At 68.2% G+C, this 18,705-nt stretch carries 21 protein-coding genes; 12 read left to right on the top strand and 9 right to left on the bottom strand.

What is annotated here, in order from left to right; genetic code table 11:
• Positions 1 to 17 precede the first annotated feature (17 nt).
• On the top strand, positions 18 to 1,658 hold the full coding sequence (locus tag ASC55_RS06670; protein ID WP_017828924.1) for a DNA repair helicase XPB: 1,641 nt from the start codon (positions 18 to 20) through the stop codon (positions 1,656 to 1,658).
• 10 nt (positions 1,659 to 1,668) lie between these two features.
• On the opposite strand, the gene ASC55_RS06675 is transcribed toward ASC55_RS06670, so the two are convergent.
• On the bottom strand, positions 1,669 to 2,700 hold the full coding sequence (locus ASC55_RS06675; protein WP_055873851.1) for a CPBP family intramembrane glutamic endopeptidase: 1,032 nt from the start codon (positions 2,698 to 2,700) through the stop codon (positions 1,669 to 1,671).
• 163 nt (positions 2,701 to 2,863) lie between these two features.
• On the opposite strand from ASC55_RS06675, the gene ASC55_RS06680 reads away from it, so the two are divergent.
• The 3 genes from ASC55_RS06680 (at position 2,864) to ASC55_RS06690 (ending at position 5,741) form a co-directional block, all read left to right on the top strand.
• A complete protein-coding gene (locus ASC55_RS06680; protein WP_017828926.1) occupies positions 2,864 to 3,556 on the top strand; it encodes a response regulator transcription factor in 693 nt (230 codons plus the stop codon).
• A 61-nt stretch (positions 3,557 to 3,617) separates the two neighbouring features.
• On the top strand, positions 3,618 to 5,312 hold the full coding sequence (locus tag ASC55_RS06685) for a sensor histidine kinase (protein ID WP_082524257.1): 1,695 nt from the start codon (positions 3,618 to 3,620) through the stop codon (positions 5,310 to 5,312).
• Between the two features lie 141 nt (positions 5,313 to 5,453).
• Entirely contained in the window at positions 5,454 to 5,741 is a 288-nt protein-coding gene (locus tag ASC55_RS06690; protein ID WP_055865175.1) for a WXG100 family type VII secretion target, read from the top strand.
• Positions 5,742 to 5,808: 67 nt separating this feature from the next.
• Here the strand turns inward: ASC55_RS06690 and groL are convergent, their stop codons facing one another.
• The 4 genes from groL to ASC55_RS06710 form a co-directional block, all read right to left on the bottom strand.
• A complete protein-coding gene (gene groL / locus ASC55_RS06695; RefSeq protein ID WP_055873854.1) occupies positions 5,809 to 7,428 on the bottom strand; it encodes a chaperonin GroEL in 1,620 nt (539 codons plus the stop codon).
• A gap of 125 nt (positions 7,429 to 7,553) precedes the next feature.
• The gene (locus ASC55_RS06700) at positions 7,554 to 8,132 is read right to left on the bottom strand and encodes a LytR C-terminal domain-containing protein (protein WP_235563130.1); all 579 of its coding nucleotides are present in this window, start codon (positions 8,130 to 8,132) and stop codon (positions 7,554 to 7,556) included.
• Positions 8,133 to 8,213: 81 nt separating this feature from the next.
• On the bottom strand, positions 8,214 to 8,471 hold the full coding sequence (locus ASC55_RS06705; protein WP_017828931.1) for a DUF3263 domain-containing protein: 258 nt from the start codon (positions 8,469 to 8,471) through the stop codon (positions 8,214 to 8,216).
• Between the two features lie 9 nt (positions 8,472 to 8,480).
• Positions 8,481 to 9,473 (bottom strand): DUF2332 domain-containing protein, encoded by a 993-nt coding sequence (locus tag ASC55_RS06710; protein ID WP_055873861.1) that lies wholly within the window; start codon positions 9,471 to 9,473, stop codon positions 8,481 to 8,483.
• Between the two features lie 71 nt (positions 9,474 to 9,544).
• On the opposite strand from ASC55_RS06710, the gene msrB reads away from it, so the two are divergent.
• Together msrB and ASC55_RS06720 are read left to right on the top strand one after the other, a co-directional pair.
• Positions 9,545 to 9,949, top strand: a complete 405-nt coding sequence (msrB, locus tag ASC55_RS06715) for a peptide-methionine (R)-S-oxide reductase MsrB (RefSeq protein ID WP_017828933.1) — start codon at positions 9,545 to 9,547, stop codon at positions 9,947 to 9,949.
• On the top strand, positions 9,946 to 10,512 hold the full coding sequence (locus ASC55_RS06720) for a nitroreductase family protein (protein WP_055873864.1): 567 nt from the start codon (positions 9,946 to 9,948) through the stop codon (positions 10,510 to 10,512). Before msrB ends, ASC55_RS06720 begins: the two co-directional genes overlap by 4 nt.
• Before the next feature lie 4 nt (positions 10,513 to 10,516).
• On the opposite strand, the gene ASC55_RS06725 is transcribed toward ASC55_RS06720, so the two are convergent.
• Positions 10,517 to 11,428 carry a DMT family transporter gene (locus ASC55_RS06725; protein ID WP_055873867.1) on the bottom strand — a complete coding sequence of 304 codons (912 nt, stop codon included), beginning with the start codon at positions 11,426 to 11,428 and terminating at the stop codon, positions 10,517 to 10,519.
• Between the two features lie 102 nt (positions 11,429 to 11,530).
• Between ASC55_RS06725 and ASC55_RS06730 the strand changes: the two genes are divergently transcribed.
• The 5 genes from ASC55_RS06730 to ASC55_RS06750 all read left to right on the top strand — a co-directional run bounded on the left by ASC55_RS06730 (position 11,531) and on the right by ASC55_RS06750 (position 15,943).
• Positions 11,531 to 12,157, top strand: coding sequence for an SOS response-associated peptidase family protein (locus ASC55_RS06730; RefSeq protein WP_055875990.1), 627 nt, complete (start codon positions 11,531 to 11,533; stop codon positions 12,155 to 12,157).
• 95 nt (positions 12,158 to 12,252) lie between these two features.
• Positions 12,253 to 13,164, top strand: coding sequence for an ABC transporter ATP-binding protein (locus ASC55_RS06735; RefSeq protein ID WP_055865189.1), 912 nt, complete (start codon positions 12,253 to 12,255; stop codon positions 13,162 to 13,164).
• Positions 13,161 to 13,976 (top strand): integral membrane transport protein, encoded by an 816-nt coding sequence (locus ASC55_RS06740; protein ID WP_055873869.1) that lies wholly within the window; start codon positions 13,161 to 13,163, stop codon positions 13,974 to 13,976. The genes ASC55_RS06735 and ASC55_RS06740 overlap by 4 nt, the downstream gene beginning before the upstream one ends.
• Positions 13,977 to 13,985: 9 nt before the next feature.
• A complete protein-coding gene (locus ASC55_RS06745; protein WP_055873872.1) occupies positions 13,986 to 15,260 on the top strand; it encodes a sensor histidine kinase in 1,275 nt (424 codons plus the stop codon).
• On the top strand, positions 15,257 to 15,943 hold the full coding sequence (locus ASC55_RS06750) for a response regulator transcription factor (RefSeq protein ID WP_055873875.1): 687 nt from the start codon (positions 15,257 to 15,259) through the stop codon (positions 15,941 to 15,943). Before ASC55_RS06745 ends, ASC55_RS06750 begins: the two co-directional genes overlap by 4 nt.
• 1 nt (position 15,944) lies before the next feature.
• Here the strand turns inward: ASC55_RS06750 and ASC55_RS06755 are convergent, their stop codons facing one another.
• The gene (locus tag ASC55_RS06755; RefSeq protein WP_055873878.1) at positions 15,945 to 16,898 is read right to left on the bottom strand and encodes an aldo/keto reductase; all 954 of its coding nucleotides are present in this window, start codon (positions 16,896 to 16,898) and stop codon (positions 15,945 to 15,947) included.
• Positions 16,899 to 16,964: 66 nt separating this feature from the next.
• Complete coding sequence (gene ppk2, locus ASC55_RS06760) at positions 16,965 to 17,795, bottom strand: polyphosphate kinase 2 (RefSeq protein WP_055873881.1); 831 nt, start codon at positions 17,793 to 17,795, stop codon at positions 16,965 to 16,967.
• A 233-nt stretch (positions 17,796 to 18,028) separates the two neighbouring features.
• Between ppk2 and ASC55_RS06765 the strand changes: the two genes are divergently transcribed.
• A complete protein-coding gene (locus ASC55_RS06765; RefSeq protein ID WP_055865203.1) occupies positions 18,029 to 18,352 on the top strand; it encodes a DUF7882 family protein in 324 nt (107 codons plus the stop codon).
• 34 nt (positions 18,353 to 18,386) lie between these two features.
• Here ASC55_RS06765 and ASC55_RS06770 read toward each other — a convergent pair whose 3' ends face one another.
• Positions 18,387 to 18,665, bottom strand: a complete 279-nt coding sequence (locus tag ASC55_RS06770; protein ID WP_017828944.1) for a hypothetical protein — start codon at positions 18,663 to 18,665, stop codon at positions 18,387 to 18,389.
• Positions 18,666 to 18,705 lie beyond the last annotated feature (40 nt).

Raw genomic sequence — 18,705 nt, forward strand, 5'->3', positions numbered from 1 at the left:
CGCTAAACTGGTGAGCTATGTCTGATGGCCCACTGATCGTCCAGAGCGATCGCACCGTGCTGCTCGAAGTCGCCCACGCCGACGCCGAGAGCGCCCGCCACGAGCTGGCGATCTTCGCCGAGCTGGAACGCGCCCCCGAGCACATCCACACCTACCGGATCACGCGTCTGGGGCTGTGGAACGCCAGAGCCGCAGGGCACACCGCCGAAGACATGCTCGAGACGCTCGATCGCTGGTCGCGCTTCCCCGTGCCGCCTTCCGTGTCCGTCGACCTGCGCGAGACGGTGAACCGCTACGGGCGGCTGGTCATCGAACGCGACGACGAGGGAACCCTGATCCTGCGCTCCTCCGATCCCGCCGTGCTGGCGCAGGTCGCGAACAACAAGCGCATCCAGCCGCTGCTCATCGGCCACCCGACGCCTGAGACGTTCGTCGTCGATGCCTGGGCTCGCGGGCAGATCAAGCAGGAGCTGCTGAAGATCGGCTGGCCCGCCGAAGACCTCGCCGGGTACACCCCGGGGACACCGCACGAGATCGACCTCGCCGAGGACGGCTGGCACATCCGCCCCTACCAGCAGGATGCCGTCGATGCTTTCTCGAAGGACGGCTCGGGCGTCGTCGTGCTCCCCTGTGGCGCCGGCAAGACGATCGTGGGCGCCGGCGCGATGGCCGCGACCAAGACCACCACGTTGATCCTCGTCACCAACACCGTCTCGGCCCGCCAGTGGCGCGACGAGCTGCTCAAGCGCACCAGCCTCACTCCCGAGGAGATCGGCGAGTATTCGGGTCAGGCCAAAGAGGTCAAGCCCGTCACGATCGCGACCTACCAGATCCTGACCGCGAAGCGTAAGGGCGAGTACGCGCACCTGGCGCTGCTCGATGCCCTCGACTGGGGCCTCATCGTGTACGACGAGGTGCACCTGCTGCCGGCTCCGGTGTTCAAGCTCACCGCCGACCTGCAGGCGCGTCGACGCATCGGCCTCACCGCCACCCTCGTGCGCGAGGACGGACGCGAGGGCGACGTCTTCAGCCTGATCGGCCCCAAGCGCTTCGACGCTCCCTGGAAGCAGATCGAGGCGCAGGGCTTCATCTCCCCCGCCGCGTGCTACGAGGTGCGCGTCGATCTGCCGCCGAGCGACCGGCTCGAATACGCCGCGGCGACCGACGACGAACGCTATCGCCTGGCGGCCTCCGCCCCGGCGAAGGTCCAGGCGGTGCGTGAACTCATCGCCAAGCACGAGGGCGAGCGCATCCTCGTGATCGGACAGTATCTCGATCAGCTCGAGTCGCTGTCCGAGGCTCTGAACGCGCCGCAGATCACCGGCGCGACCCCCATCGACGAGCGCGAAGAGCTCTACCGCGCCTTCCGCGAAGGCGACATCTCGCTCCTCGTGGTCTCCAAGGTGGCGAACTTCTCGATCGACCTCCCTGAGGCCTCGGTCGCGATCCAGGTGTCCGGCTCCTTCGGATCGCGTCAGGAGGAGGCCCAGCGACTGGGTCGCCTGCTGCGCCCGAAGCAGTCGGGGCACACCGCGAGCTTCTACACCCTCGTCGCCCGCGACACGATCGATCAGGACTACGCCCAGAACCGCCAGCGTTTCCTGGCCGAGCAGGGATACAGCTACACGATCATGGACTCGGACGCGATCGCCGCCTGACCGCGGAAGATCACGCTCGGGCGGAACGTCCCTGCACGGCGAGGCCGAGGTGATGGGTACCGGTCGCCCCCACGGTGGGCGATGCGGCCCGCGCCGTGCGTGCGATCCCGACCCTCGCCGCCCAACGGTCGGCGAGCAGGGCGTAGACGACCATGGCCAGCGCTGACGCGAGAAGGTCGACAGCCGTGCCCGAGGTCGCGTTGGCGTCGACCAAGGTGACGGATCCGAGCAGGAAGATGAGCACGTTGTTGACGATGTGCAGCGAGATCGCCGCCTCGAGTCCACCCGTGCGCCAGGTCAGCCAGGCGGCGACGATCGCGAACATGCCCACGCTGGCCGCGCCCCAGATGTCGTAGCCGTGACCGAGCACGAACAGCGGCACGGGCAGGAGGATGGCGAAGGCGGGATGACGCAGCCATCCCCCGACCAGCTGCATCAGATACCCGCGGAACACGTACTCCTCGGCCGCGGCCTGGAAGGGGATCAGCAGCAGCACGAGCAGCACCATGATCCACAGCCCCGGGTGCGAGAAGTCGGCGGTCACCGCGTCGCCGGTGAGCGCCGACCACCCCAGCACGACGGCGAAGTAGACGACGAACACCGCGAGCGCCAACAGCAGACTCCTGCCGAGCCATCCCATCCGCAGACGCCCGGTGACGGACGACAGCAGACCGACCCCGCGTCCCTCGACGATCCGCGAGGCCAGCAGCAGGGCGGGGATCATCAGGATCAGCGGCAGCACCAGCGCCACGAGCAGCCACGGGCGGTCGAGGTCGAAATACTGCGACGTCGTGAGGAGCACCTGCGCGTCGACACCCCACTCCGGGACGAACATCGACACGATGGCCAGCGGCACGATCACGATCAGCAGGATCGCGATGTAGAGGGCGATGCCGACGAGCCCGGTCAGCAGCATGCGCCACCAGCGATACCGCGGCCGCAGGCGTGCCAGCCGGTGGTAGGCGAGCTGCTCGACACCGGGCAGTCCGGCCTGTGCGACGGTGTTTCCGGGGGCGGGGGTGGCGTCCTCGTTCAAGCTCATACCTCGATCCTCCCGTGCGCAGCTGTGCGCCGCATCCGACCGTGGGACGATCTCGGCTCCCGCCGTCCACCTGCCGCGCGCCCGGCTCGCTCGAAGGGGGCGACTCCACGCCGTTCCGCACAATAGTCAGCATCCACATGGCCGGAGTCACCATAATGGGGACATGACTGCTCCGCGCATCCTGGTCGTCGATGACGAACCCAACATCCGCGACCTGCTCTCCACGGGTCTCAGCTTCGCCGGATTCCAGGTGAAGACGGTCGCCAACGGCGCCGCCACGATCTCGGCCGTCCTCGAAGAGGAGCCAGACCTCATCATCCTGGATGTCATGCTGCCCGACATGAACGGGTTCAGCGTGACCAAGCGCCTCCGCGGCGCGGGTTTCACCGCCCCGATCCTGTTCCTGACGGCGAAGGACGGCACCGACGACAAGATCGAAGGCCTCAACGCGGGTGGCGACGACTACGTCACCAAGCCGTTCAGCCTCGACGAGATCGTCGCCAGGGCCCAGGCGATCCTCCGCCGCACGATGCAGGCCGACGAGGAGTCGATCATCCGCGCCGGTGAGCTCTCCATGGATCAGGACACGCACGACGTCCACGTCGGCAAGGAGCCGATCGAGTTGAGCCCGACGGAGTTCAAGCTGCTCCGCTACCTGATGCTCAACCCGAACCGCGTGCTGTCGAAGGCCCAGATCCTCGACCACGTCTGGGAGTACGACTTCAACGGCGACGCCGGCATCGTGGAGAGCTACATCTCCTACCTCCGCCGCAAGATCGATCCGCACACCGAAGAGTCGTTGATCCAGACCAAGCGCGGCTTCGGCTACATGCTCAAGGTCGGCAAGACGGTCTGACGACCACCGCACCACCATCGACGCCGCCCCGCGGCGGAGTCGCCGCATGAGGGAGGACCGCATGGCGCACAAGCCCGATGCGGTCACCAGCTGGTGGCGACGCATCAGCCTTCGGGCGAAGGTCACCGGCGTCACGGTCGCGGTGCTCGCCCTCGGCCTGCTCGTCGCGGGTATCGGCACGGTGCCGATCCTGCGCAACGCCCTGGTCGCGAACATCGACGCCCAGCTTCCCGCCCTGGTCTCCAGCGACCTGGTCGATCGCTACTTCGACACCGTGACGGTCGATGGCGTCAGCACCTACACCCCCCGCGACGAGCAGCCTCGGGACTTCTCCTTCGCGATCTACGACGCGACGGGCGAGCTCCGTGCGACGGCACGCGGCACCGCGGGCCAGGCGCCTCTGTTCCCCGCCCAGTACTCCCTCACGAAAGCGACGGCGAACACCGACCAGATCCCGCTCGAGATGGAGGGAGCCGACGGCCAGCGCTTCCATGCCGCCGTCGCCGTGGTCCCCTCGGAGGGCGGAGTGCTGCGCATTCAGCTGGTGGCCCTGCCGCTCTCGCCTGCCGATCGCATCATCAGCCAGTACTTCGGCATCTACATCACGATCGCCCTGATCACCATCCTGATCGCCGCACTCCTCACGCGTGGACTCGTGACCCTGACGTTCCGCAGGCTCGGCCAGGTCGAGGCGACAGCCATGTCGATCGCCGCCGGCGACTTCCGGCAGCGGCTGACCGACCTGGAGCCGACCACAGAGGTCGGGCGGCTGAACACCGCCATCAACACGATGCTCGATCGCGTCGACCGCTCTCTCGCGCAGCGGGACCGCACGGTGCAGCACATGCGGCGGTTCATCGGCGATGCGAGCCACGAGCTGCGCACGCCGCTGGTGAGTGTCCGCGGCTACGCGGAGCTGTACCGCATGGGCGCGATCAAGGGCGAGGAGGATACGGCCCGGGCCATGGAGCGCATCGAGAAGGAAGCCATCAGGATGGGTGTCCTGGTGGAGGACCTTCTCGCTCTCGCTCGGTTGGACGAGGAACGCGAGCCGGAGATCGTGCCGCTCGATCTGCGGCCGATCGCGAGGGACGCCGCCCTCGATCTGCGTGCCGCGGCTCCCGGACGCACGGTCACCGTGATCGACCGCACCGCCGACAGCAAGACCGTGATCCCCGTTCACGAGATCCCACCGCTTCAGCCGCCGCAGCCCCCGACCCCGCGCGGCCTGTCGCGCGCCACGCTCTCGCGCCTTCGCCGTCGTCCCCGGCCGCAGGAGCAGGCCCCAGCCATCGACTTCACAGAGGTCACCGATCTCCCTGTGCGCACACCGCCGATCGTGCTCGGCGAAGAGAACAAGGTCCGTCAGGTGGTCACCAATCTGCTGGGCAATGCGCGCCGATTCTCCCCGGAAGACGGTCCGATCGAGATCGTCGTCGACTCGGACCGCGTCGCGGGAACCGGAAGCATCGCGATCGTCGATCACGGCGAGGGGATCCCTCCGCAGATCCGGGAGCAGATCTTCGAGCGGTTCTGGCGAGCCGACACCTCACGCGCCAGGGAGACGGGAGGCTCCGGCCTCGGGCTCGCCATCGTCGCATCGATCCTGAAGGCGCTGCACGGCGGCGTCGACGTCTCGGAGACCCCTGGTGGCGGCGCGACGTTCACCGTCACACTTCCTCTCGCACCGGCGCAGGCCACGCCCGCGCATCTCCTCGAGGACACGCAGCCTCTGGAACGGCTCGATCTGCCCTGAGCCCCGGGCCGGAGCGCCTGCACTTCTGCACCGCCACTGCCGCGAACCGATTGCGCACAGCACGCGGAGCTCCCTGTCTTCGTCGGTGCACACGGCAGCGACGTCCGCTTAGCCTCGGAACCCCTACGAGAAGGAGTTCCCATGTCTGTCTTCACCGTCGACACCGAAGCCGTCCATGCGGCCCACGGAGCGACACGCGCCACCATCGAGCGCTTGCAGAGCGAGTCCGCGACCCTGATGGCCCAGCTCCGCCAGCTGCAGTCGACCTGGTCGGGGACGGCGTCCAATGCCTTCCAGACGTGCGCCGAGCAGTGGCAGGGCGCTCAGGTCCACGTGGAGCAGGTGCTCGAATCGATCGGCACCTCTCTCGGCTCGGTCGCCACCCAGTACGCAGACGCCGATCAGTACTCGGCCAGTCTGTTCCGGTGACACCACCTCGGCATCAACGCAGAACGCCCCCGGCCGAAGCCGGGGGCGTTCTGTCAGGAGAGCTGGATCAGAAGTCCATGCCACCCGACGGGTCACCCATGGGAGCTGCAGCCTTCTCGGGCTTGTCAGCGACGACGACCTCGGTGGTGAGGAAGAGAGCCGCGATCGAGGCTGCGTTCTGCAGCGCCGAGCGGGTCACCTTCGCCGGGTCGATGATTCCCGCAGCGAACATGTCGACGTACTCACCCGTGGCCGCGTTGAGGCCCTGGCCCGAGGGGAGCTCGGAGACCTTGTTCGCGACGACACCCGGCTCGAGACCGGCGTTCAGCGCGATCTGCTTGAGCGGAGCCTCGATCGCGACGCGGACGATGTTCGCACCGGTCGCCTCGTCGCCCGAGAGCGAGAGGGAGTCGAGAGCCTTGGTGCCCGACTGGATGAGCGCGACGCCACCACCGGGGACGATGCCCTCCTCGACGGCTGCCTTCGCGTTGCGAACGGCGTCCTCGATGCGGTGCTTGCGCTCCTTGAGCTCGACCTCGGTCGCGGCTCCGGCCTTGATGACGGCGACGCCACCGGCGAGCTTCGCCAGGCGCTCCTGGAGCTTCTCGCGGTCGTAGTCGCTGTCGGTGTTCTCGATCTCGCGACGGATCTGCGTGACGCGACCCTCGATCTGGTCTGCCTCGCCGGCACCTTCGACGATGGTGGTCTCGTCCTTGGTGACGATCACCTTGCGTGCACGACCGAGCAGGTCGAGCGTGGCGTTCTCGAGCTTGAGGCCGACCTCTTCGGTGATGACCTGACCACCGGTGAGGATCGCGATGTCCTGGAGCTGCGCCTTGCGGCGGTCGCCGAAGCCGGGAGCCTTGACGGCGACCGACTTGAAGATGCCCTTGAGCTTGTTCAGCACGAGCGTCGCGAGAGCCTCGCCCTCGACGTCCTCGGCGATGATGACGAGCTCCTTGCCGTCCTGGATCACCTTGTCGACGACGGGCAGGAGGTCCTTGATGTTGGAGACCTTCTGGTTCGCGATGAGGATGTACGGGTCCTCGAAAACCGCCTCCTGGCGCTCCGGGTCCGTGACGAAGTAGGGGTTCAGGTAGCCCTTGTCGAAGCGCATGCCCTCGGTGAGCTCGAGCTCGGTGCCGAACGTCTGCGACTCCTCGACGGTGACGACGCCCTCCTTGCCGACCTTGTCGATCGCCTCGGCGATGAGCTCGCCGATCGCGGGGTCAGCAGCGGAGATCGAGGCCGTGGCGGCGATCTGCTCCTTGGAGTCGATCTCCTTGGCGCTGGCGAGCAGCTCCTCGGTGATCGCAGCGACGGCCTTCTCGATGCCGCGCTTGAGCGAGATGGGGTCGGCGCCGGCTGCGACGTTGCGCAGACCCTCGCGGACCAGAGCCTGGGCGAGGACCGTGGCGGTCGTGGTGCCGTCACCTGCGACGTCGTCGGTCTTCTTGGCGACCTCCTTGACGAGCTCCGCGCCGATCTTCTCGTACGGGTCGTCCAGCTCGATCTCCTTGGCGATGGAGACGCCGTCGTTCGTGATCGTGGGGGCGCCCCACTTCTTCTCGAGAACGACGTTGCGGCCGCGCGGGCCGAGGGTGACCTTGACCGCGTCGGCGAGGATGTTCAGGCCGCGCTCGAGGCCGCGGCGGGCCTCCTCATCGAAAGCAATGATCTTTGCCATGAGTTTTTTCGTCCCTCCTGGACGTAGACGTTGGGTTTAGCACTCAGAGTGAGAGAGTGCTAACGCCATTCTGGCACTCGACACCTTCGAGTGCAAGCCGCCGGAGGTGAGGTCCACCCCGGGGGTCAGGGGGCCGGAGTCTCCCCGGGCGTCTCGGACGCCGAGCTCGATCGATCGAGGCCGATCACCACCGTGAACTGCTTCTGCCCGTCCTCCGTCTGACCGGAGTAGTAGTCGCTCTGCTGCACGGCTGCGCCGCCGAGGAGCTTCGCCAGCCCGATCGCTGCGAGCTCGTCCTCGTCGTTGAGGTAGAAGACCGTCGTGGCGGGGAAGTCCTGGCTGGAGCTGTCGCCCGCGAAGACGATGTCCGACGCCCACCCGTTGTTGATGAGCAGATCTCTCATCTGCGTGTCCAGTCCCTCGTCCGGCGTGCCGTTGAGGATCAGCACGGAGATCGAGGTGTCCACCACGCCGGTCTCCTCCGGGGTGGGCACGGCGGTGGGCACGGCCTCGGGGAAGAGCGAGACGCGACCCATCACCACGAGGGACCCGAAGATCCCGCCGATGATGAGCACGAGCGCGGCGACGAAGGACCACAGCAGCACGACCCAGCCGTTCATCCCCGGCGCTTCGGCGCGGTGCGCTCCTACACGTCCGGAGGAACGGGGAACGTCATCGAAGCGATCGCGGGAGGGCTTGGACACCCCTCGATGCTAGCGGCACCTTCCTGGCAATCCGTTCCTCGGCGCGGATCATGCGATGCACAAGGCTGTCAGTGCGTCCGTTCAGCCCACGAAACCCGGCGTCCGGGCCGAGCGCTGCCTGGCACGGGAATCCCGGATCCGACGCAGTCTCCGCACCAGCATCGGGTCGTACTCCAGAGCGGCTTCCGATTCGATCAGTCGCCCGAGGAGCTGGTAGTAGCGCGCCGCGCTCATCCCCAGCTGGGCACGGATGACCTCCTCCTTGGCCGAGCCGTGGCGCGGCCACGCGACCTCCATCGCGAGGATCGCGCGGTCGCGCTCCGTGAGATCTCCGAGCATGGGTCCAGGTTAGGACCCATCCGCGGGGAGGGGCGTTCGCCACTCCCACCAGGCGCCGAGAGGATCCGCGGCCGCACGCACCTGCCCGTCGATCGCGACGACGAAGCCCGGCCAATCTTCCGTGTCCACCGGAGGCACCCAGACATCCAGGGCACCGGGCGGATCGATCGTGACCCAGCGCGCGTCCAGGGCGGAGATGCACGCGACCAGGGCGCCCCTGAGCTCCCGCGGGATGTGCACAAGAACGCCGGGTGTCGTGATGACGAGCGTCGCCTCCGTCGGTGCGGCGGCCGCGAGCGCCTCGATGCCCTCCAGAGCATCCCCGGCGACGAGCAGAGGCGGATCGGATGCCGCGATGTTCAGCGCGGCATCGATGCGCTCCTCCCTCCCCCTCTCCCCCGGCCACACGAGTCCGCGCAGCCACCTCCGATCCCGTTCGTCCGCCGCATCCAGCGGAGCCAGATCGATGCCTGCCCTCCAGACGATCTCCGGAAGACGCAACCGGGGCAGAGGTCCGGTCACCGTGCTCTCCAGCACGACTGTCGACGGTCCTTCCACGGGGTCGAGCGCGGCTCGGAGCGCGCCGTCGTCACCGAGGAAGCGATACGAGTAGCGGTCCGGGTATAGGCAGAGCCCCGCAGAGGCTCCGACCTCGAGCAACGCGATCGGGCCGTCGATCTCGGACAGCACGGGAAGCAGCGCGGCGAGGCGGAGCGGCTCATTGGTCTGCAGGCTGCGACTCGCGCACTCCGCGACGACCTCGTCGGCGTTGCGGAGCACGAACTCCCGCCACTGCGGATACGCCGCGAGTCCGGCGCCGAGCATCCGGGTCACGGCGAACACGAGAGGCGGTTGCCTCCGCGTCTCCGGAATCCGCAGCAGGACACCCCGCACCTCTTCGTCAGCGGCGACTCCGGCGGCCCATGCCGCGTAGAGGGCGCTGCGACCGGGCGCCTCGTCACGGGCGAATCGTGCGTAGCGCTCCTGCACAGCATCCGTCATCCGTCCATTCTGACCCGGAGCACCCGAGACCTCGCCGCGCGGGGGAGAATGGAGACGACTCAGGAGGACACATGTCGTACAGCGTGGACAAGACCGAAGACGAATGGCGCGAAGAGCTCGGCGAGGAGCAGTACGCCGTGCTGCGGCAGGCCGCGACCGAACGGGCCTGGACCGGTGAGCTGCTCGATGAGGAGCGTGCGGGCCTCTACACGTGCGGCGCCTGCAACGCCGAGCTCTTCAAGAGCGGCACGAAGTTCGATTCCGGATGCGGATGGCCCAGCTTCTACGAGTCGATCCGCCCCGATGCGGTCGAGCTCATCGAAGACGACAGCCTCGGGATGGTGCGCACCGAGGTGCGCTGCGCCAACTGCGGGTCGCACCTCGGCCACGTGTTCCCCGACGGGTTCGGAACTCCGACGGGCGACCGCTACTGCATGAACTCGATCGCACTGAACTTCACCCCCGACGCGTCGTGAGCGCCCTCGACGCCGTCCGGGCACGGCAGTCCTGGTCGAAGGTCGAAGACACCGCGCCGACCCGCGACGAGCTGCTGACGTTCGTCGCTGCGGCAGGCCGCGTCGCCGACCACTCATCGCTGCGGCCCTGGCGGCTGATCGAGCTTCGCGGCGCGGATCGCGAGGTGCTGGGCGCGGCGATCGCGAAGGCCCAGGGAGATTCCTCCCCCTCGTCGAAGCCGCTTCGCGCTCCGCTGCTCATCGCCGTCGTCGCGAGCTACCGCAAGAGCGAGAAGGTGCCCCGGTGGGAGCAGGAGGCGGTCGCGTCCGGTGTCGCGCACGTGCTGAGTCTTCTGCTCGACGAGGCCGGGTGGGGCGTCATCTGGCGCACGGGCCACTACACGCGTGCCAAGGCGGTGGCCAAGGCCCACGGGCTCGGCAAGAACGAGGAGCTCCTCGGCTGGCTCTACGTGGGTGGCAAGCCCGAAGGCAAGAAGCCCGGCCGGCGCAAGAGCGTCGATGCCCGCAAGCTCGTCACGCGCCTGCCCGCGGCGAGCACCGAGAAGGCGAAGAAGAAGAAGTAGCGCCTCAGCGTCGACGCCGCCACGGCACGGCCACGACGACCGACCCGACGGCGACCACGACCATCGCGAGCACCTGCCAGAGCGCGGGTCCCGCCGCCGGTGGCCACAGGAGGTCGATCACGACCGACGTGACCAGCTGCCCGAGCACCGATCCCAGGCCCATCAGCAGCACACCCGTCTGGGCCACGATGAAGGTGCCGAGCAGGATGTAGGCGGCGCCCAGGAAGCCCCCGAGGTAGAGCCAGGGCTCCGCCGGCAGCGCAGCAGGTGCGCCGCGGAACGCGATGCTCACACCCGACGCCAGCGCGAGGACCACGGTGCCGGCGATGAAGCTCATCAGAGTCGCGGCCAGCGGCGAGCGCGCGCGCTGCGCCAGCCGCCCGTTGGTCGCCGCCTGCCACGCGATGCCGACGCCCGCTGCGAACGGCAGCAGCAGCATCCACAGCGGTGCGGAGGCGAGCACATCGCCGGAGAGCGAGATGCCGACCGCCGCGAGCGCGAGCAGACCGCCGAGGACCCGACCGGGAGTGACCGCGACGACGCCTGCCGGACCGAAGCCGATCCGATCGAGCACGAGGCCGTGCACCGTCTGCCCGGCCACCACGCCGACGGTGAACAGCGAGACGCCGAGCACCCCCGCCGTGAGTCCCTGGGTGGAGACCGTGAGCGCGCCGCAGGCGCCCCCGAGCAGCATCCAGAACGGGATCGTCTGCTGCCGGATGCCGACGCGGAGTCTCGCCACTCCTCGTCGGGCCGAGGGGAGACAGATGATCACGACCGCGAGCGCCAGAAGACCCACGGAGAAGGAGACGAAGCCGGCGACGATCCCATCGTCGACACGCACTCCGAGCACTCCGTTGATCCGCGCCTGGATCGCCGTCATCACCCCGATCGCCACCGCACCGCCCAGTGCCACCGGGGCGGGAAGTCGACGGGGCTCTGGCACCTGTCGACCCTACCCGAGCCCGTGGGCGCTCTCGTTCCTGCGGATGTCGGAGCCCGGCGCTACGCTGACGGCATGTGCGCGAGCTACGGTCTCGATCCCCGATTCACCGATGCGGAACTCCTCGCCGCCGCCGACGACGCGGTACTCGAGGGCCTGCGGGTGTGGGCACGCGAGAATGCGGGTGAGACCGTCCGCCCCACGGGCAAGAACCTGCGCAACCTCAATCCCCTGGTCGTGCAGCCCGATGCCGCGCCGACCCTGGAGCCCGCGTGGTGGGGCTTCCTCGTGAACGGCGAGCCGGCGAAGTTCCCTTCGATCAACACCCGCGCCGAACGTCTTCAGGAGCGTCCAGGAGGTGCGAAGTCGAGAGCGATCGTGCCGGCGACGAGCTGGTACGAGATGCAGAAGCCCTCTCGCCAGTGGAACGAGTTCATCATCGACGACGGCACCCTGTTCGGCATGGCCGCCGTCACCCAGCGCGGGCGCACCGCCGACGGCGAGTGGTTCACGTGCTACTCGATCGTGATGCGCCCGGCCCCGGCCCACCTCGTCGATCTGCATGATCGGATGCCGCTTCTGGTCCCCGCCTCGTTGAGCCACGACTGGCTGACCGCGCCGGCGTCGAGGGAGATCATCGACGAGGCGATCCTCGCCTCCGACGAGATGGCCGCGCGCGTGCAGGCACGTCCTCGGCCCTGAGGTGCGGATGTCCGCCGCCGGGCGGACTCTCCCTCCACCAGATGTGTACCTGAGGAGGACGCGCGGTCCCGGGGTCGCTCCGTAACGTTGTCCTCATGATCACAGCAGAAGGCCTCACCAAGAGATTCGGAGACAAGACCGCCGTCGATGACGTGTCGTTCACGGTCAAGCCGGGCAGCGTCACCGGATTCCTGGGCCCGAACGGCGCCGGGAAGTCGACCACCATGCGGATGATCGTCGGCCTCGACCGGCCGACGTCCGGCCGTGCCGCCATCGCCGGCCGCGAGTACCGCAAGCTGCGCGCACCGCTCACCGAGGTGGGCGTGCTCCTCGACGCGAAGGCGGTGCACACCGGCCGCACCGCGCGCAACCATCTCCGCGCGATGGCCGCGACCCACGGCATCCCCTCCTCTCGCGTCGACGAGGTGATCGACCTCGCCGGCATCGGATCGGTGGCCCGCAAGCGTGCAGGCGGGTTCTCGCTCGGCATGGGACAGCGCCTCGGTATCGCCTCGGCGCTGCTCGGCGACCCGCACACACTGATCCTCGACGAGCCGGTCAACGGCCTCGACCCCGAGGGCGTCCGCTGGGTCCGCCAGTTCGTTCGCCACGCCGCCTCCGAGGGGCGCACCGTGCTTCTCTCGAGCCACTTGATGAGCGAGATGGCGCAGACCGCCGACCACGTCATCGTGATGGGACGAGGCCGCGTGCTCGCGGATGCGCCGCTCCCCGAACTCGTGCGCTCGTGGACCCGCAACACGGTCAGGGTGCGCACTCCCCGCCCGGCCGATCTGGCCGCAGCCGTCGGCGGACCCGATGTCGAGATCGTGAGCTCGGCTCCCGACCTGCTCGACATCGTGGGGCTGCCTGCTGCGCGCATCGGCGACCTCGCTGCGGACCGCGGCATTGCGCTGCACGAACTCACCCCGACCACCGGTTCGCTCGAAGACGCCTACCTCGCCCTCACCGGCGACTCCGTCGAGTACCGCACCAAGGAGATCTCATGACCACGACACAGGCCCCCGCCGCCACACGGCCGCGCGTGGACACCGGTCGAAAGCTGACGTTCGTGCGCGCGCTGCGCGGTGAATGGATCAAGCTCGCCACCCTGCGCTCGACCTGGTGGTCCATCGGGATCGCCGCCGCTCTGACCGTGGGGATCGCGGTTCTCATCGCCCAGGCCCTCGACATGCCGGACTTCGAGCCGATCCAGGCCGTCATCATGCCCATCCAGTTCACCATGCTGCTCGCCGGCATCATCGGTGCGATCTCGGTCACCGGCGAGTACTCGACCGGAATGATCCGCTCGACGCTCACGGCGAATCCTGTTCGCGGATCGGTGCTGGCGGCGAAGTCGACCGTGCTGGCCGTCTTCATGTTCCTGTCGTCGCTGGTGATCTTCGCCATCGCCGCCCTCGCCGTCACTCTCATCGTGGCGCCGCGGGATCAGAGCATCGACTGGTCCGATCCGTCGGCCTCGATCCTGCCGATCGTCGTAGCCTCGCTGTCCATGGCTGTCTTCGCCCTCATCGGCGTCTCGTTCGGGTTCATCCTGCGCTCGGGGGCCGGAGCCATCGCCGCCACCGTCGGCGTGCTGTTCGTGCTGCCTATCGTCGCGAGTTTCTTCTCCTTCGCCGGCGAGGCGTGGGCGTGGGTCATCGAGGCCTCGTCCTACCTCCCGGTGGCGGCTGCGCAAGCCGCGATCATGCCCAGTGAGACGGCGGCTCTCGACGCACCCACCGCGTTCCTGACGCTGGGCTGCTGGGTCGCCGGTGGTGCCCTGGTCGCGTGGGGCGTGCTGCGCACGCGCGACGCGTAAAGTCGGCCTGTGAGCAGAACGCGAAGCCGCAGCGACTCGATCCGTGAGGACGAGGAGCTGCGGCTTCCGCGTGCCCCTGGCCTGTTCCGACGCTTCTGGGCGCGCCACCCGCTGTTCGCCGACATCCTGCTCGCCCTGATCTGCCTGTTCCTGTCGCTCGCACCGGCCGCGCCCTACCCCGACCCCTCGCTCCCGGAGGGCACCTACATCACCCTCAACATCGCGACGCTGGCGATGGTCGCGATCGGGTGCAGCACCCTTCTCTGGCGCCGTCGAGCGCCGCTGGGCCCCTTCCTCGCTGCGGTGATCCTGGGTACCGTCGGTCTGTTCACGGGCATGTCCGGCGGCATCATCCTCCTGCTCGTCGCCTGCTACGGCGTCGCGGTCTATCGCTCGGCCCGCCTGGCCTGGATCTGCTACGGGATCGGCGCGGCATGGTTCCTCGGCTTCACCACGGTGCTCATGCTGACCGGCGCGACCGTGCTCCAGGTCGGCCTCGACACCGCACTCAGCTACGTCGCGCTCGGTCTCATCGGCACACTCGTCGGAGTCAACGTCGGTGACCGCAAGCGCTACCTCCTCGCCATCATCGACCGCTCACGCCAGCTCCTGATCGAGCGCGACCAGCAGGCGCAGCTCGCAGCCGCGTCCGAACGCGCCCGCATCGCCCGAGAGATGCATGACATCGTCTCCCACTCGCTCACCGTCATCGTCGCCCTGTCCGAAGGTGCGGCCGCGACACCGGACCGGGAGCAGGCACGCAAGGCCGCGGCATCCGCCGCCGACACCGCCAGAGGTGCGCTCACCGAGATGCGCTCGATGCTCGGAGTGCTGCGCGACGACGAATCCCCGTTGCCACTGGCCCCGATGCAGCCCGTACCCGCGCGCGACACCGTGGAGACCGCGCAACGAGCCGGCTATCCGGCGACGCTCACCGTCGTCGGGCAGGCGGAGGTCTCCCCCGCCGTCGCGCATGCGATCGGAAGGATCGTCCAGGAGGGGGTGACCAACGCGATGCGTCATGCTCCCACCGCGAAGACCATCGCGGTGCGACTGGAGTACACGACCGAGACGGTCACGATCGAGATCGTGAACGACGGCGTCACAGGCGAGGTCGGGTCGGATGGATTCGGCGTACGCGGACTGTCCGAGCGCGCTGCGCACGTTCACGGAACGGTGCGGTCGGCACCTGCGGACGGGGGACGATGGGTTCTGCGGGCCGTGCTCCCCACCTCGGGAAGCACACCCGCCGCACGACGAGAGACGATGGAGGACGACGGATGACGGATGCGATCAGGGTGCTGCTGGTGGATGACCAGGAGCTCATCCGAGTCGGGTTCCGGATGGTGCTCGACGCGGAGGAAGACATCGTGGTGGTCGGTGAGGCCGGCGACGGCAAGGCGGCGATCACGCAGACCGCCCTGCTCGCCCCCGACCTGGTGCTCATGGACATCCGGATGCCGGAGCTGGACGGCATCGCCGCCACCGAAGCGATCGTCCGCGACCACCCGCAGACCAAGGTGCTCGTTCTGACCACGTTCGATCTCGACGAGTACGCGTTCGGAGCGATCCGCGCGGGCGCGAGTGGGTTCCTGTTGAAGGACGCGCAGCGCCACGAGATGATCTCTGCCGTGCGCGCCGTGTCCCGCGGAGATGCAGCGCTCTCCCCTCGGGTCACGAGAGCGCTGATGGAGCATGTGACACCCCGACTCGGAGCGACCTCTTCCGCCGCTCCGGCCGCCGAGGAGAGCGCCGCACTCGAATCGCTCACCGATCGCGAGCGCGACGTGTTCCTCGCGATCGGCCGCGGCCTCACCAACGCGGAGATCGCCCAGACTCTCTATGTCGGCGAGTCCACGGTGAAGACGCACGTCGGTCGCGTGCTCGCGAAACTCGGTGCCCGCGACAGGATCCACGCAGTCATCCTGGCGCACCGGCACGGACTCGTCGGCGACGAGCGAAGCTAGCTCAGGTCCGGGCCGGAGTCCACTCCGAGACCTGGTTGAGCCGCTGCACCTCGTCGTCCGAGAGCTCGAGGCGGGCACCGGCGAGGAGATCGGGGACCTGGTCCACGTTGCGCGCGCTCGCGATCGGTGCGACGACCGTCGGCTGCGCGCGGAGCCAGGCGAGTGAGGTCGCGGCGATCGAGGCGTCATGCACGTCGCCGATCTCCTGGAGCGCATCGATGACCCGCAGCCCCGCCGGCGTCGCGTACTTCGCCGCGCCGTGGGCCCGCGGCGAGCTCTGCCCTTCGGCATCCGTCGAGCGGTACTTGCCGGTGAGGAAGCCGCTCGCCAGCGAGTAGTACGGGACGAGACCGAGCCCGAACTCCTCGGCGACCGGAATGATCGTGTCCTCGACCTCGTTGCGGTGCACGAGGTTGTAATGCGGCTGCACAGCGACCGGCAGCGCGGCACCGGTGCGACGGGCGATCTCGATCCACTCGCGGATGCGATCGGCGGAGTAGTTCGACACGGCGATGTGCCGCACCAGACCGTCGTCGACGAGCTGACCGAACGCGGCGACAGTCTCCTCCAGCGGAACCGTCTCGTCGTCGAAGTGCGCGTAGTAGAGGTCGATCTCATCGACGCCCAGGCGCGCCAGCGAGGCTTCGGCGGCCTTGCGGACGTTCGACGCGGCAAGACCGCGGAACTTCGGGTGCTGGCTCACCTTGGTCGCGACGACCACCCCTGCGGGCCTGCGAGAAGCCAGCCATTCGCCGACGATCGTCTCACTCTCTCCGCCTTCGTTCCCCGGCACCCAGGAGCTGTACGAGTCAGCGGTGTCGATGAAGTCGCCACCGCCGTCCACGAACGCGTCGAGAACCGCAAAGGAGGTGTCACGGTCGGCCGTCCAGCCGAACACGTTGCCGCCGAGCGAGAGCGGGAGGACGTCGAGATCACTGGTGCCGATGCGAGTCATGAGGGGAACAACCTCCGAGTCCACCCCTCGCATTCCCGGATGCCCCCCGGTGGCGACCCTCAGACATCACCGCGTCGGCCTCTCCCCCTCGTGGCGGATCTGAGAGGGGCGCCCCACGAGCCGCGGATCAGGGGCGTGAGCGATCAACGGATCCTTGCCCGGGTAGTCGAACCGCGAGAGGACGCACCTCATCGCCTCCAGCCGCGCGCGCCTCTTGTCGTTCGACGCGATGACGGTCCAAGGGAGGGCAGGGGTGTCCGTCCGGAGGAACATCGCCTCCTCCGCTGCGATGTACTCGTCCCAGCGGTCGACGCTCGCGAGGTCGGTCGGGCTGAGCTTCCACTGCGCGACGGCGTCTTCGCCCCGGTGCGCGAAGCGGCGCCGCTGCTCCGCCTCATCTATCGAGAACCACAGCTTCACGAGGCGGATGCCCGAGCCGACGAGCATGCGCTCGAACTCCGGCACGGTCTGGATGAACTCCTCGTACTCGGCCGACGAGCAGTAGCCCATGACCCGCTCGACACCGGCGCGGTTGTACCAGGAGCGATCCATCATCACGATCTCGCCGCCGGAGGGCAGATGCGCGACGTAGCGCTGGAAGTACCACTGCGTCCGCTCTGCATCGGTGGGCTTGTCGAGTGCCACGACACGGGCACCCCGGGGGTTCAGGTGCTCCATGAAGCGCGTGATCGCGCCGCCTTTGCCCGCCGCGTCTCTTCCCTCGAACAGGATGAGCACGCGGTCGGACGAACGCGTGATGTGCGCCTGGAGTTTGAGGAGTTCGATCTGCAGCAGGCGCTTCTCGCGTGCGTACGCCTCCCGCGTGAGCGCGGTCTCATACGGGTCGCCGCTCTGCCACTCCGGCATGGACCGCTGCGACTCCGGCGAGCTGCTCATGACATACCCCTCCCCCGGTGCTCCATGGATCACGCCCTTCAGGGGGCAAGCGCAGGTGGCCGCGGCGGGGAGTCGGCCACCTGCGCAGTCATCCACCTGGTGTCACGACGTCGTACCCACCAGGAAACTCAACGTTCGGTAACATATCACCCTCTAGCGCGATACTCCGATATGCTCTCTCACCATCACGGCCTGGCGCGGAAAGTGCGCGCGGTGGCGGCTATGGTGCAGAGATGGGAACGATCCAGTACGGCAACGGCGAGGAGATCCATATCGAGGACCGCGCGCTCGCGCATCTGAAGGTGGTCATCGCCACCAAGTTGCGACGCAACGAGAGCTTCACCCTGTCGTGGCGTCATCCCGACGGAGATCCCGCAGGACGCTCGACGATCTGGCTGCACCCCTCGATTCCGCTCCGCTTCACCTTCGACGAGCCGGAGGCGCCCCCGCTGAACCCCTCGTGGATTCAGGACCTCATGCAGTCCGCGAGCTCGACGGGCGGGATCGGCCTCATCGACGAGGTCGTCGACACACCAGAACCCGTCTCAGTGGACTGAGTACGCCGAGACCACGATCAGAGACGCGTGAGCCTCAGCTCGTCCGCCATACGGAGAGCAGCTGCCATCCCTCGGGCACCTGCGACTCGAGGGCAGCCATGTCGTCGCCTTCGATCTCACGGATACCGTCACGACGCAGGAACTTGCCTTCGACCGAGCGCATCGATCCTGCTTTCTCCATCGTCGCCATCGCCGAGACGAGGTCCCATCCGGCGGGAGCCTGAGCGGTGAGCTGCGCGCGAACCTCGGCGAGGTCTTCGCCCTTCAGCGTCACGCTGTGGGCTTCGACAGGGCGAATCAGTCCGTGGAGCATCACACCAGCCTAGGACGAGGGAGGGGCGGATGTTCCGCTC

Source organism: Microbacterium sp. Root322 (genome assembly GCF_001425645.1).
Taxonomy (GTDB): Bacteria; Actinomycetota; Actinomycetes; order Actinomycetales; family Microbacteriaceae; genus Microbacterium; species Microbacterium maritypicum.

Excerpts from the sequence above, each read along its gene's own strand:
- ppk2 (WP_055873881.1), bottom strand. The coding sequence starts at position 17,795 with ATGAGCAGCTCGCCGGAGTCGCAGCGGTCCATGCCGGAGTGGCAGAGC.
- ASC55_RS06705 (WP_017828931.1), bottom strand. The coding sequence starts at position 8,471 with ATGCTCGGAGATCTCACGGAGCGCGACCGCGCGATCCTCGCGATGGAG.
- groL (WP_055873854.1), bottom strand. The coding sequence starts at position 7,428 with ATGGCAAAGATCATTGCTTTCGATGAGGAGGCCCGCCGCGGCCTCGAG.
- ASC55_RS06680 (WP_017828926.1), top strand. The coding sequence starts at position 2,864 with ATGACTGCTCCGCGCATCCTGGTCGTCGATGACGAACCCAACATCCGC.
- msrB (WP_017828933.1), top strand. The coding sequence starts at position 9,545 with ATGTCGTACAGCGTGGACAAGACCGAAGACGAATGGCGCGAAGAGCTC.
- ASC55_RS06765 (WP_055865203.1), top strand. The coding sequence starts at position 18,029 with ATGGGAACGATCCAGTACGGCAACGGCGAGGAGATCCATATCGAGGAC.
- ASC55_RS06675 (WP_055873851.1), bottom strand. The coding sequence starts at position 2,700 with ATGAGCTTGAACGAGGACGCCACCCCCGCCCCCGGAAACACCGTCGCA.
- ASC55_RS06710 (WP_055873861.1), bottom strand. The coding sequence starts at position 9,473 with ATGACGGATGCTGTGCAGGAGCGCTACGCACGATTCGCCCGTGACGAG.
- ASC55_RS06770 (WP_017828944.1), bottom strand. The coding sequence starts at position 18,665 with ATGCTCCACGGACTGATTCGCCCTGTCGAAGCCCACAGCGTGACGCTG.
- ASC55_RS06690 (WP_055865175.1), top strand. The coding sequence starts at position 5,454 with ATGTCTGTCTTCACCGTCGACACCGAAGCCGTCCATGCGGCCCACGGA.
- ASC55_RS06735 (WP_055865189.1), top strand. The coding sequence starts at position 12,253 with ATGATCACAGCAGAAGGCCTCACCAAGAGATTCGGAGACAAGACCGCC.
- ASC55_RS06750 (WP_055873875.1), top strand. The coding sequence starts at position 15,257 with ATGACGGATGCGATCAGGGTGCTGCTGGTGGATGACCAGGAGCTCATC.
- ASC55_RS06730 (WP_055875990.1), top strand. The coding sequence starts at position 11,531 with ATGTGCGCGAGCTACGGTCTCGATCCCCGATTCACCGATGCGGAACTC.
- ASC55_RS06685 (WP_082524257.1), top strand. The coding sequence starts at position 3,618 with ATGGCGCACAAGCCCGATGCGGTCACCAGCTGGTGGCGACGCATCAGC.
- ASC55_RS06755 (WP_055873878.1), bottom strand. The coding sequence starts at position 16,898 with ATGACTCGCATCGGCACCAGTGATCTCGACGTCCTCCCGCTCTCGCTC.
- ASC55_RS06670 (WP_017828924.1), top strand. The coding sequence starts at position 18 with ATGTCTGATGGCCCACTGATCGTCCAGAGCGATCGCACCGTGCTGCTC.
- ASC55_RS06740 (WP_055873869.1), top strand. The coding sequence starts at position 13,161 with ATGACCACGACACAGGCCCCCGCCGCCACACGGCCGCGCGTGGACACC.